Here is a 13712-nt window from a genome sequence, read left to right on the forward strand (position 1 = left end):
AGTAAAAGGAGAACATATATGGCAAATGATAAAATTGTGATTCATGGTGCACGCGCCCATAACTTAAAAAATATTGATGTCACGATTCCTCGTGACAAAATGGTTGTTGTAACTGGACTATCTGGTTCTGGCAAAAGTTCATTAGCGTTTGATACGCTTTACGCAGAAGGGCAACGACGTTATGTAGAGAGTCTCTCTGCTTATGCGCGACAATTTTTGGGACAGATGGATAAACCAGATGTTGACAGCATCGATGGTTTAAGTCCAGCTATTTCAATTGATCAAAAGACGACAAGTAAAAACCCGCGCTCAACGGTGGGGACGGTCACGGAAATCAATGATTATTTACGATTGTTATTTGCTCGGGTAGGTCATCCAATTTGTCCTAACGATCATATTGAAATTACCAGTCAGTCTGTTGAACAGATGGTTGATAAAGTCTTAGAGCTACCAGAGCGAACAAAAATTCAAATTTTGGCGCCTGTTGTGGTCAAGAAAAAAGGCCAACATAAAAAAGTGTTTGAAATGATCCAACGTGAAGGGTATGTCAGAATGCGGGTGGATGGTGAAACCTATGATGTTAGTGAGGCACCAGAACTTGAAAAAAATAAAAAACATGATATTGCGATTGTGATTGACCGTATCGTTGTGAAAGAAGGCATTCGCTCTCGCTTGTTTGATTCGTTTGAAGCGGCTTTGCGTTTAGCTGAAGGTTACGCAATTGTTGATGTGATTGGTCAAGAAGAGATGTTGTTTAGTGAACATTATGCTTGTCCTTATTGTGGGTTCACAGTCGGTGAATTGGAACCGCGCTTGTTTTCATTTAATGCACCATTTGGCGCTTGTCCCGATTGTGATGGTTTAGGTGTTAAATTAGAAGTGGACAAAGACTTAGTGATTCCAGATCCCACTAAAACCTTGAGAGAAGGAGCCATTGTTCCGTGGAACCCTATTAGTTCCCAATATTATCCACAAATGTTGGAACAAGCAGCCACCAGTTTTGGGATTGATATGGATACGCCGTTTGAAGAATTACCTGCAGATCAACAAGAAATTATTTTAAATGGTTCTGGCGAGAAAAACTTTCATTTTCATTATGAAAATGACTTTGGTGGTGTTCGTGATGTGGAAGTGCCATTTGAAGGGATTTTAAAAAATATTAAACGACGTTATCATGAAACAAATAGCGATTTTACACGAGATCAAATGCGGTTATACATGACAGAATTGACTTGTCGAAGCTGTCAAGGGTATCGTTTGAATCCGCAAGCTTTAGCTGTAAAAATCAATGGCACGCACATTGGTGAAGTCAGTGAATTAGCAATAAAAAATGCGGTCCAATTTTTTGAAGGTGTGTCTTTATCTGAACAAGAAACTACGATTGCTCGGCCAATTTTAAAAGAAGTCGAAGATCGGTTAACCTTCTTAAAAAATGTCGGGTTAGATTACTTAACCTTAAGTCGAGCTGCTGGTACACTTTCTGGCGGAGAAGCACAAAGAATTCGCTTAGCAACACAAATTGGATCAAACTTATCAGGCGTTCTTTACATTTTAGATGAACCATCAATTGGTTTGCATCAACGAGATAACGACCGCTTGATTGACTCATTGAAAAAAATGCGGGACTTAGGCAATACATTAATTGTGGTGGAACATGATGAAGATACAATGATGGCTTCGGATTACTTGATTGATGTGGGACCTGGCGCTGGACATCTGGGCGGTGAAATTGTAGCCGCTGGTACGCCGGAAGAGGTTGCTAAAAATCCGCATTCATTGACTGGACAATATCTTTCTGGGAAAAAAGTGATTCCTGTGCCAAAAGAACGTCGCAAAGGCAATGGCAAAGCGATCAAAGTCACTGGTGCCAGTGAAAATAATTTAAAAAATGTCAGTGTTGAATTTCCGCTGGGTGAATTTGTTGCTGTCACAGGCGTTTCAGGTTCAGGGAAAAGTACTTTAGTCAATCAAATTTTAAAAAAAGCGCTGGCCCAAAAATTAAATCGTAATTCCAATAAACCTGGGAAACACAAAAGCATCACTGGTTATGAAGCCATTGAAAAGATTGTTGACATTGACCAAAGTCCAATTGGTCGAACACCAAGAAGTAATCCAGCGACTTATACTAGTGTTTTTGATGACATTCGCGATTTGTTTGCCCAAACAAATGAAGCCAAGGTTCGTGGCTATAAAAAAGGTCGCTTTAGTTTTAACGTCAAAGGTGGCCGTTGTGAAGCTTGTCGCGGGGATGGTATCATCAAAATTGAAATGCACTTTTTACCTGACGTCTATGTGCCTTGCGAAGTTTGTCATGGCAAACGTTATAATTCTGAGACGTTAGAAGTTCATTATAAAGGCAAAAACATTTCTGATATTTTAGATATGACGGTGGAAGATGCCGTAGAATTTTTCAAACATATCCCTAAAATTCATCGTAAATTGCAAACAATTGTGGATGTAGGCTTAGGCTATGTGACATTGGGGCAGCCAGCAACTACTTTATCTGGTGGAGAAGCACAGCGGATGAAGCTAGCGAGTGAACTTCATAAAAATTCTAATGGGAAAAACTTTTATATTCTGGATGAACCAACAACCGGCTTGCATACCGATGATATTGCGCGGTTGCTTCTAGTATTAGAGCGTTTAGTGGAAGCGGGCAATACCGTTTTAGTGATTGAACATAACTTGGATGTCATCAAATCTGCGGATCATGTGATTGATCTAGGGCCAGAAGGTGGCGACGGTGGTGGGACGATCGTGGCGACAGGAACACCAGAAGAAGTTGCTAAAGTCAAAGACAGTTACACAGGATATTATTTAAAACGTGTTCTGAAATAAACAATAATGATTAGATAAAGAACCTTGTTTTTATGGGAAACAAGGTTCTTTTATTATAAAATAACAAATATTTTTTAATAAAAATTAAAAATAAATGTTGACTTAATGTGTAATTAAAAGATATACTATGTTTGTTAACAAAATAACAATGAATACGAAGGGAAGTCTTAAATGAAAAACAAAAAAATAACAACAAGTTTATTAACAGCAGGAATGGTCTTAGCTATCGGAATCACACCTTTTGTACATAGTAACACAATGGAAGCAGCGACCTTAATTTCACAATCAGACCATGAAAAAGTAATGAGTTTTACCAAGAAAGACTTAAAAGAAGCAACGGGCATTCAATTGGAGCCGGCGACAGTACAAGCCGTTCATCAGGAATTAAAGCAACAAATCACCTGGGAAACATTAGGCTATTCCACAATTGATGCGCAAAATATTGCGACACGTTTTACACAAAATACATATCAGGCTCTGGGGATTTTAACAGATATCGCCAACCATTCAGACCTTCAATTGAAAGTCATTACCATTAATAATCCCTATCTAGCAACAGCTAAAATTGGTACCTTTAAGTGGGAAACTGTAACTCCTGAAGTTGGTGGGGACCATGAAACAGCAGACAATGAACTAACCACACCGACACCGACTGTTGCCAGTCTTCAAGAGATTGATGTAGAAATCGAATACGACAAAAATGAAATTGAGTTCACCTATGAAATAAAATCGAACGGAACAATTGAAGCAACGTATGAAGATGAATCTGCTGATTTAGAATTAGAAGGTAAGGCAGCACAAGACAAAATCATGACTCTTTTAGATGGATTGTCAATCAAAACAGCTACAAATGAACAAATTAAAGAACACATTACGAAAAAGTTAGCCATGAATGAACAAGTAAAACAATTTGAGTTTGAAGCTAATTTTACTGATAAAACAGAAATTGAGTTTGTATTAAAATAACACAGAGTTATATAGTATAATTCAGCAATTAAAACAGCATTGACAAAAATGTCAATGCTGTTTTTCTATGAAAGAATAGAAATCTTTATAAGAATGATTGAAAAGCTTTCTTTGATACGCCCGGGGTGTTATAATATAGTGATGCAAGTGAAGGGAGTGTTGAATATGCCAGAAAATTTACAACTGGTTATTATTACAGGAATGAGTGGCGCTGGAAAAACAGTCGCTGTTCAAAGCTTTGAAGACATGGGCTATTTCTGTATCGACAATTTACCACCAAGCTTAATCCCAAAATTTTGGGAATTAATTAAAGAATCTGGAAAAGTTACCAAGATTGCGTTAGTGATTGATTTACGTTCACGGACCTTCTTTAGAGAAATTCAGGATATGTTAGTCGAACTTGAAAATACTAATTTTATTGATACAACGATTTTATTTTTAGATGCCACCGATGAAGAGTTGGTTTCTCGTTATAAAGAGACACGGCGTGCGCATCCAATGGCGATGGATGGTTTAGTGACAGAAGGCATTCGTAAAGAACGTGCAATGCTGGAAGAAATCAAGGCGGATGCTCAGTTGGTTATTGACACTACGGACTTGTCCCCTCGTCAATTGCGGGAACGTTTGAATAAAGAACTAGCAACGAGAGAGACACACGAATTTCGAGTGGAAATGGTGTCCTTCGGCTTTAAATATGGCTTGCCGATTGATGCAGATATCGTTATGGATGTTCGCTTTTTACCTAACCCCCATTATATTGATGAACTACGACCGTTAACTGGAATGGATCAACCTGTTTATGATTATGTGATGGGCTTCCCAGAAACAGATGAATTTTATACCAAATTTATCGATTTACTGCGAACAGTCTTACCTGGATATAAAAAAGAAGGTAAAAGTAGCGTCACCATTGCAATTGGCTGTACTGGCGGACAACATCGCTCTGTCGCATTGACAGAACGTGTTGGCGCTGAATTAAAAGAGGAAGATTACCATGTAAATATTACCCACCGCGACCGCTTAAAAAGAAAAGAAACGGTTAATCGCTCTTAATGAAAACCTATCGAATTCGTAAACCGAAGATCGTGGTTGTTGGTGGTGGAACAGGCTTGCCAGTAATTTTAAAAAGTTTAAGAAATCAAAGTGTTGATATTACTGCCGTCGTAACGGTCGCTGATGACGGCGGTAGTAGTGGCGAGCTTCGTTCCTCTATTAATAACATGACACCTCCGGGAGATTTAAGAAATGTTTTAGTGGCATTGTCAGATATGCCACAATTATATGAAGATATTTTTCAATATCGTTTTGATAAATCAGATAGTCATTTTGCCAATCATGCAATCGGTAATTTAATCATTGCTGCTGTCTCAGAAATGAGGGGAAGTACGTATGAAGCGATTCAATTGCTTTCAAAAATGATGCATGTTGATGGACGGATTTATCCATCATCAGAACGGCCATTAACGTTACATGCCGTATTTAAAGATGGCTCAGTGGCGGTGGGAGAATCAAAAATTGCACTGGATCGCAAGACGATTGACCATGTGTTTGTGACAAATACACACGGAGAAGAACAGCCAAGAGCTGCGCGCAAAGTCGTCAAAGCAATTGAAGAAGCAGACATGGTCGTGTTAGGACCAGGGAGTCTTTTTACAAGTATTTTACCTAATTTAGTTATTACAGAAATTGGTGAAGCCATCAAACAAACGGCAGCCGAAGTAGTCTATATTTGTAACATCATGACCCAAAAAGGGGAAACGGAACATTTTACGGATGCAGATCATGTTCGTGTCTTAAACGAACATCTACAAGCGCAGTTTGTTGATACAGTGCTGGTTAATACAGAAAAAGTACCAGAAAATTACATGGATCCTGAAATTTATGATGAATATTTAGTTCAAGTAAAGCATGATTTTCAAGGATTACGTGAAGAAGGATGCCGAGTCATTTCGACAGACTTTTTAGAATTAAGAGATGGCGGAGTTTTTCATGATGGGGAAAAAGTGGTTGAAGAACTTTTCCGTATCGTATTTGGAACGAAATATTAATTAATCAAAAGAATCAAGAGAGGAGGAGCTTAGATGTCTTTTGCCTCGGATGTCAAAAAAGAGTTAACTGGTTTAGAAGTCCATCGAGAACACGCGAAAGCAGAATTAGCAGCATTAATTCGGATGAACGGCTCACTTAGCTTAGTTAATCAACAGTTTGTCTTGAATGTACAAACGGAAAATGCTGCAATTGCTCGTCGAATGTATTCATTGCTGAAAGATCATTACCATGCACAAGCAGAATTATTAGTTCGTAAAAAAATGAAACTAAAGAAAAATAATGTTTACATTGTGCGTCTAAAACAAGATACACAAAAAATTCTAGCTGATTTGGATATTATGGATGGGGTCGTTTTTAATGGCAATGTGTCAAATGAAATCATGGGTAACGCGCAAAAAATGCGTTCCTATTTACGCGGGGCCTTTATGGCTTCTGGCTCAGTTAATAATCCGGAAACAAGTCGCTATCATTTAGAAATTTTTTCAATTTATGAAGAACACAATAATGATATTTGTAAGATGTTGAATTACTATGACTTAAACGCTCGAACATTGGGACGCCGAAATGGGTATATTTGTTATTTAAAAGGTGCTGAAAAAATTGCCGACTTTTTAACATTAATTGGTGCCACGAACTCTATGTTGAAATTTGAAGATGTCCGGATTGTCCGTGATATGCGGAATTCAGTAAATCGTTTAGTGAATTGCGAAACAGCGAATTTAAATAAAACCATTGATGCGGCTTCAAAACAAATTGAAAATATTCAATTTATTGAAAGTACAGTAGGGCTGACGTCATTACCGGAGAAACTTCAGGAAATCGCAGAATTACGGTTAGAGTATCCGGAAGTTAGTCTCAAAGAACTAGGGGAAATGATTCCTTCAGGAGCTATTTCTAAGTCAGGTATTAATCATCGTATTCGCAAAATTAATGAATTTGCAGAAAAATTACGAGAAAAAAGTGCGTAACTTTTCTGCTCCAGAAGTGAAGAATAACATTTCCGTTTGAAGTGCTATCCTTCACTTTTTCTTTAAGCGTGTAAAAAAAATTAAAGTGTGCAAAAAGTGTGTAGCACTGAAATGTAGTGTTGACCTGTGGTTTAAAGAAAGGACGTTGGCACGAATGTTGCATGTAATAAAATGCAAGCGATTACTTATTGCTGTTTTTAACTAAAACATTAAAAACTATTGGAGGGGTCAAAATGGTTCAACGATTAATTAGTGCAAATGCATCAGAAATCAAACGGATGTCAAAAGAAGAGCTGTTTCAGAGTATTAAAGCGAGCGAAGGGCGCGTAATTTTATCGGAAAATGTGGTAGTTCATCCATCCGTAGCAGGTGATATCACTTGTGCGGAAATGTCAAAAGCATATGGCGCAGACATGATTTTATTGAATGTTTTCGATGTTAATCAACCGATTGTAGTAGCCGCTTATGAAGGGCAATATACTGCGGAAACATGTGTCCCTAATGATGAGGTTGTTCATCGTTTGAAAGAACTAGTCGGTTTACCGATTGGCATGAATGTCGAACCTGTTGATGAAAATTTAGACTTAGCTTCAACGAGAGTTTCGATCGAACCAGGTAGAAAAGCATCAGCAGCTACTTTCAAAAAAGCCAATGAACTGGGTTTGGATTTTATCTTATTGACAGGTAATCCAGGAACTGGCGTGACCAACGACTTGATTGCTAAGAACGTGGCCTTAGCCAAAAAACATTTTGACGGTATCATTATTGCCGGAAAAATGCACAGTTCAGGCGTAGATGAACCAGTGGTCAGTTTAAAATTAGCTGAACAATTTATTGAAGCGGGCGCTGATATTGTCTTAGTCCCAGCAGTCGGCACGGTTTGGGGCATTGATGATCAACAAGTCAAAGAAGTTGTGGATTTTGCACATTCAAAAGGAAAATTAGTTATGAGTGCCATTGGAACTTCACAAGAAAGTGCTCAACCTGAAGTTATCCAAGCAATCGGCATTAGAAATAAAATTTTAGGCGTAGATATTCAACATATTGGCGATGCCAATATGGGCTTAGTTGGTATTGAAAATATTAAAGAGCTTTCTGATGCGATACGTGGGAAAAGACATACTGTTGCTAGAATGGCTCGTTCGATTAATCGTTAAAAAAGTGAACAGAGGCACGAATTCAGAAAATTTGAATTCGTGTCTTATGATTTTTTTATTGAAAAACGGTATACTAAAAGAGAAATAAAGGTTTGAAAGGATGAGGTTTTTTTATGGATATTTCAGTAATTGATGCAACAAAAGTTAACACAGAAACAGGGCTTCACATTGGTGAGAGCAATGCCCCTGTCAAAATGATAGAATTTATCAATGTTCGCTGTCCTTATTGCAGAAAATGGTTTGAAGAGTCTGAGGAACTGTTAGCACAATCTGTCAAAAGTGGTAAAGTTGAACGTATCATTAAGTTGTTTGATAAAGAAAAAGAAAGTTTACAACGCGGCAATGTGATGCATCACTACATTGACTATTCAGCGCCTGAACAAGCACTGTCAGCATTGCATAAAATGTTTGCTACGCAAGATGAATGGGGAAACTTAACCTTAGAAGAAGTAGCGACGTATGCTGAAAAAAATCTGGGCTTAAAAGAACAAAAAGATGCAACGCTTGTTTCCGCAGTGATTGCTGAAGCCAATGCGGCGCACATTCAATTTGTACCAACGATCATCATTGGTGAGCATATCTTTGACGAAAGTGTCACTGAAGAAGAATTACGTGGATACATTGAAAAATAAAAAAAAATGGAAACAGCGACTGTCGCTGTTTCCATTTTTTTATTTTTAATTTAAGGCGCTACTATTTTCCATTACTTCATCGATTAAACCATATTCTTTTGCTTGTTCGGCAGTCATATAGTTATCACGATCGGTATCACGTTCAATCACTTCAATTGGTTGGCCAGTTCGTTCAGCTAAAATTGAATTTAAACGTTGACGAGTGTCTAAAATGTGACGAGCAGCAATTTCAATTTCTGTTGCTTGCCCTTGAGCGCCACCAAGTGGTTGGTGAATCATGATTTCCGCATTTGGTAAAGCGAAACGTTTGCCTTTTTGACCAGCTGTTAATAAGAAGCTACCCATTGAAGCTGCCATTCCTAATACGATCGTTTGGACATCCGCTTTAACGAAATTCATGGTATCGAAAATCGCTAAACCTGCAGAAACGCTACCACCAGGAGAGTTAATGTACAAGTAAATGTCTTTTTCTGAATCTTGGGCATCTAAGAATAATAACTGTGCAATCACTGAGTTTGCCACGTTATCATCGATAGGGCCGCTTAGCATAATGATGCGGTCTTTTAATAAACGAGAATAAATGTCATAAGCACGTTCACCGCGAGATGATTGTTCAATAACTGTTGGAATTAAATTCATAAGTAAATCCTCCTATATAAAGAAACTTTTAAAGTCATTCTATCACAAAGCACTTTGAATGCCTATGAAAAGTATACCTCTTTGGTCAATAAAGGTCAACGAAGTCGCTTGAAAAATTTTGTGTCATTTTTTATCCGAAACTTTTGGATTATGTTATACTAAAATGGAAAATTAGAAAAGAGCGAGGGGAAAAATATGTTTGTTTTTATCGCCGGAATGGTCGGTGTAATCGTCGGTGCGCTAATAGTCACAGCAAGTGCCGCCTTACATTCATCTTACAAAGAGCGAAAAGAAGTACGTTATCGTGAACTAGAACATTTGGTTAAAGAAATTGAATCATTGAATTTATTAAATAAAAAAGTCAAAGAAATTTTACAAAAGCGTGAATTATATATAGACAGATCAATTGAATACTTATCGATGGATGATTGTTTCATCAGCATCGATGATTTTATTTATTTGGAATCATTTTCTGCTCAAAATAATTTTTACTTACCGACGTACTTAATTGAAGAATTTTTCAAAAAAATTGCGCATCGTAAAGTCATTTTGACGGCCAGCGAAGTTGCTGAAATGGGTGGTCACACCTATAAAGGCGGCCGTGTTATTTTGGAAAATTTTTCAGACGAGATTTTAGCAATTATTGAAGATAAAAAACGTAAAATGCAGCGTTTGTCTAACGAACCACTTCATTATTTTAAAGCGATTAAATAAAAAAAGAACTAGCGTACCCGCTAATTTTTTTGGGTATCTGGTTCTTTTTCTTGTTGTTCCATATCGGTCATAGTGTCTTCAATTTCTTTATGTAAGAAATAAGAAATAACTGTACGGATGATCACCAAGGTTGCCAATTTCAAAATATCTTGAAAAGTTGGTTTGACAATGGATTCAATAATATCAGCAGCAATTAAAATTTCTAAACTTAACAGAATGTAGCTACCAAGGAAGTTTTTGATGAACGTATTCATTTTGGTTAAGGTAAAGCGGCTTTGATTTTGTCGTTCACTTTTAATGAAATCTTTTCCTGCTAAACAAACACCCCAAACTAAAACAATAATCGAAAAAACATTCAGTCCTAAAATACATAGCTCAAAAAGTGGGGTTAAAAGCGTCATTAACTGATGGGGCCACTCATTCATCGTATTCACTCCTACCAAAAAGCCTTTTCTTTAACTATAACGAAACGGCTGACTAACGTCAAATATTGTTGAAATAAACAGGCTAAACTATTCAGCTTATAGAACAAAACTAAGAAAATTATGAATAGCATCTAACAATTAAGTAAAAGGACTGTAAAGGTTCTTTTACTTTTTTTGTGTAAAAAAGACCATTAAAAGGAATCAAGTAGCAAAAAGTAAGTGAAAACCAACTTTGTCAGTGGATAGTCTTTTCATTAATTTTTAAAAGACAAATTTTACGTTTTCAAGAGCCGAATACTGCCAAGTTTTAGCCTTTAAAGGTGATAGAATCAGAAATTGAGTAAGAGATGTGTCACAAAAGCAAGGAGACACATCGACTTGATGAAAGATTTAAGGAGCTGTAGTTGAAGTAAAGAGAAGCAAGTGTCCCAAACACTAGCGAAAGAAAATAGGGAGGATTAAAATGTTTAAGAAAGCAACGAAATTATTATCGACAATGGTGATTGTCGCTGGAACAGTTGTGGGAAATTTCAGTCCCACGTTGGCTTTAGCCGAAGGAGTGGTTAAAGCAGGAGATACAGAAGGAATGACCAATACGGTGAAAGTGAAAGACGACAGTTTGGCTGACTGTAAACGGATATTGGAAGGACAAGCTGCTTTCCCAGTTCAAGCGGGTGAAACGGAACCGGTTGATTTAGTGGTTGTTGAAGATGCCAGTGGTAGTTTTTCAGATAATTTTCCACATGTAAGACAAGCGATTGATGAAGTGGTTCAAGGTTTATCTGATCAAGACCGCGTGATGCTGGCTTCGTATCGTGGCGGAAAACAATTTATATTTCCTGATGGAAAAGTAAAAATTAATTCAGCTGATTATGATATGAATGTGCGTGTTGATACTCAATTAACCCATGATAAAAGCCAATTTGTCTCTGGATTTGGAGATGTTCGGACGTATGGTGGTACACCAACTGCCTCAGGATTGAAACTTGCTTTAGATACGTACAATCAAACACACGGAGATTTAACGAATCGAAAAACATATTTCTTATTAGTGACAGATGGGGTCGCTAATACACGTTTAGATGGTTACTTGCATAAAACCAACACCAATGATTCAATCAATGAATATCCAGATCCAAGACATCCTTTTCAAGTTTCGGTTGAGTATAGTAATGACTATCAAGGTGCAGCAGAAGAAGTTTTAGCGTTAAACCAAGAAATTACTAACCAAGGCTATGAAATGATTAATGCGTATTGGGAAAGTGTTGAATCTTTAAGTTCAGTAAATTCATATTTTGATAAGTATAAAACAGAAGTGGGTCCTTTTGTAAAACAAGAGTTGCAACAAGGATCTAGCACACCAGAAGATTTTATTACAAGCCAATCTATTGATGATTTTACAACCCAATTAAAACAAATTGTCAAAGATCGTCTGGCGCAATCGACACCAGCAACAGCTTCATTAACAATTGCTGATCAATTTGATATTCAATCTGCGACCGCTACGGACGATGCTGGAAATGATGTGCCTGTTCAAATTAACGGACAAACCATTTCAGCAACTAGTACAGAAGGTTACGTAGGAAACATAACGATTCACTACGAAGTCAAAGAAAATACAGCGATTGATGCAGCAACCCTTGTAAGTAGTGGGACAATGAATCAAGGAACAATTGCTAAGGAATTTCCAGAAGCGACGATTCCTAAAAATGACAATGCGCATGCGTGTGACGTGACGCCAGAAGATCCAACGATTACAAAAGATATCGAAAATCAAGAACATTTAGACTTAACTAATCGTGAAGATAGTTTCGATTGGCATGTCAAAACAGCCTTTGGTAACGAAACAAGTACTTGGCAACAAGCCAGTTTAGTGGATGATATTAACCAATTATTAGATATCCAAAAAGTCGTTGTCACTGATGAAAATGGTAAAGATGTTACAGCTAATGGCAAAGTAACACAAGAAAATAACAAAGTAACTTTTGAAATGAACAAACAAGCAGACAGCTATGACTATTTAAGTGGTCATACGTACACAATGACCATTACTACTAAAATCAAAGACGGCGCAACCGATGAAGAATTAGCACCTTATATTGAACAAGGTGGCATTCCCAACCAAGCCGACTTGAACTTTGGCAACGAAGGTGACGTGTTGCATTCCAACAAGCCAACCGTAACACCGCCTGCACCAACGCCAGAAGATCCAACGATTACAAAAGATATCGAAAATCAAGAGCACTTAGATTTAACCAATCGTGAAGATAGTTTCGATTGGCATGTCAAAACAGCTTTCGGTAACGAAACAAGCACGTGGACCCAAGCTAGCATGGTGGATGACATTAATAAAGTGCTAGATATCACTGATGTAAAAATCACAGATGAAAATGGCAAAGATGTTACAGCTAACGGCACAGTAACACAAGAAAATAACAAAGTAACTTTTGAAATGAACAAACAAGCAGACAGCTATGACTATTTGAGTGGTCATACGTACACAATGACTATTACCACAACAATCAAAGCTAGCGCAACGGACGAAGAATTAGCGCCTTATATTGAACAAGGCGGGATTCCCAACCAAGCGGACTTAAACTTTGGCAACGAAGGTGACGTGTTGCATTCCAACAAACCAACCGTAACACCACCTGCACCAACGCCAGAAGACCCAAAAAAAACTGAACCTAAACAACCGCTAAAACCGAAAAAACCGTTGACGCCTACAAATCATCAAGCACCAACGAACCCAGTCAATTTTGGAAAATCAGCAAGTAAAGGAATTCATTTACCAATGACTAATACAACAGTAAATCCACTTTACATGATCGCAGGTTTAATTGTCCTTATAGTGGCTATTAGCTTTGGCATAACAAAAAATAAAAAAAGAAAAAATTAGACAAACTAAAAAGGAAGAAAAAACATGAATAAAAAAATTTCGTTCAGTCTGTTAATTTTGTTACTTAGTTTGTTGGTAGGTTTTACATTTATTCCGCATAAAAAGGAATTAAGTTTCAATGAGTATCAAGAAAAAAAACACTCTGGCGAAACATTTTATGTTGTTTTAAAAAAGAAAAACTGTTCAGATTGTCAGGATTTCGAGAAACTATTGCAAGCACCTAAACAGGTTTACTATGTAGAATTAACCAACAAAGAGACCATGAAGGAATGGTCAACATTTATCCGAGAAAATAAAGTTTTACATGTGCCATCTATGTTTAAAATAGATAACGGCCATCTCAAGAAAATTGATGGAGAAGGAGATGCGAATCAATTATTCGCAAACTATCAAAAAATAACGAAGTAAAAAGAATAAAAAGACAA

Annotated in this window: 12 protein-coding genes; 10 read left to right on the top strand and 2 right to left on the bottom strand. The window is 37.3% G+C overall.

All coding sequences use genetic code 11. From position 1 onward, the window contains the following. Positions 1 to 18: 18 nt before the first annotated feature. From uvrA to IGJ63_RS02485, 7 genes are all read left to right on the top strand, one after another. Positions 19 to 2838, top strand: a complete 2820-nt coding sequence (uvrA, locus tag IGJ63_RS02455) for an excinuclease ABC subunit UvrA (protein ID WP_002361280.1) — start codon at positions 19 to 21, stop codon at positions 2836 to 2838. Positions 2839 to 3009: 171 nt separating this feature from the next. Next, entirely contained in the window at positions 3010 to 3804 is a 795-nt protein-coding gene (locus tag IGJ63_RS02460) for a YusW family protein (protein ID WP_101731869.1), read from the top strand. Positions 3805 to 3969: 165 nt separating this feature from the next. Continuing rightward, the gene (gene rapZ / locus IGJ63_RS02465) at positions 3970 to 4857 is read left to right on the top strand and encodes an RNase adapter RapZ (protein ID WP_002355625.1); all 888 of its coding nucleotides are present in this window, start codon (positions 3970 to 3972) and stop codon (positions 4855 to 4857) included. After that, positions 4857 to 5852 carry a gluconeogenesis factor YvcK family protein gene (locus IGJ63_RS02470; protein ID WP_002355627.1) on the top strand — a complete coding sequence of 332 codons (996 nt, stop codon included), beginning with the start codon at positions 4857 to 4859 and terminating at the stop codon, positions 5850 to 5852. The genes rapZ and IGJ63_RS02470 overlap by 1 nt, the downstream gene beginning before the upstream one ends. A gap of 33 nt (positions 5853 to 5885) precedes the next feature. Beyond that, positions 5886 to 6821, top strand: a complete 936-nt coding sequence (gene whiA, locus IGJ63_RS02475; protein ID WP_002358736.1) for a DNA-binding protein WhiA — start codon at positions 5886 to 5888, stop codon at positions 6819 to 6821. Positions 6822 to 7054: 233 nt separating this feature from the next. Further along, positions 7055 to 7978 (top strand): DUF7916 family protein, encoded by a 924-nt coding sequence (locus IGJ63_RS02480; protein WP_438745895.1) that lies wholly within the window; start codon positions 7055 to 7057, stop codon positions 7976 to 7978. Positions 7979 to 8091: 113 nt separating this feature from the next. Next, positions 8092 to 8610 carry a DsbA family protein gene (locus IGJ63_RS02485; RefSeq protein ID WP_002361283.1) on the top strand — a complete coding sequence of 173 codons (519 nt, stop codon included), beginning with the start codon at positions 8092 to 8094 and terminating at the stop codon, positions 8608 to 8610. Positions 8611 to 8655: 45 nt separating this feature from the next. On the opposite strand, the gene clpP is transcribed toward IGJ63_RS02485, so the two are convergent. Next, positions 8656 to 9249 carry an ATP-dependent Clp endopeptidase proteolytic subunit ClpP gene (clpP, locus tag IGJ63_RS02490; RefSeq protein WP_002355633.1) on the bottom strand — a complete coding sequence of 198 codons (594 nt, stop codon included), beginning with the start codon at positions 9247 to 9249 and terminating at the stop codon, positions 8656 to 8658. Between the two features lie 195 nt (positions 9250 to 9444). Between clpP and IGJ63_RS02495 the strand changes: the two genes are divergently transcribed. Beyond that, on the top strand, positions 9445 to 9963 hold the full coding sequence (locus IGJ63_RS02495; RefSeq protein ID WP_002355635.1) for a hypothetical protein: 519 nt from the start codon (positions 9445 to 9447) through the stop codon (positions 9961 to 9963). 20 nt (positions 9964 to 9983) lie between these two features. On the opposite strand, the gene IGJ63_RS02500 is transcribed toward IGJ63_RS02495, so the two are convergent. Continuing rightward, positions 9984 to 10388, bottom strand: coding sequence for a DUF1622 domain-containing protein (locus tag IGJ63_RS02500; RefSeq protein WP_002386155.1), 405 nt, complete (start codon positions 10386 to 10388; stop codon positions 9984 to 9986). A 463-nt stretch (positions 10389 to 10851) separates the two neighbouring features. On the opposite strand from IGJ63_RS02500, the gene IGJ63_RS02505 reads away from it, so the two are divergent. Both IGJ63_RS02505 and IGJ63_RS02510 read left to right on the top strand, forming a co-directional pair. Beyond that, complete coding sequence (locus IGJ63_RS02505; protein ID WP_438745897.1) at positions 10852 to 13287, top strand: isopeptide-forming domain-containing fimbrial protein; 2436 nt, start codon at positions 10852 to 10854, stop codon at positions 13285 to 13287. Between the two features lie 24 nt (positions 13288 to 13311). After that, a complete protein-coding gene (locus tag IGJ63_RS02510; RefSeq protein ID WP_002358745.1) occupies positions 13312 to 13695 on the top strand; it encodes a bacteriocin in 384 nt (127 codons plus the stop codon). Positions 13696 to 13712: the final 17 nt, after the last annotated feature.

Source organism: Enterococcus sp. DIV1375a, assembly GCF_051712205.1.
GTDB classification, from domain to species: domain Bacteria; phylum Bacillota; class Bacilli; order Lactobacillales; family Enterococcaceae; genus Enterococcus; species Enterococcus faecalis.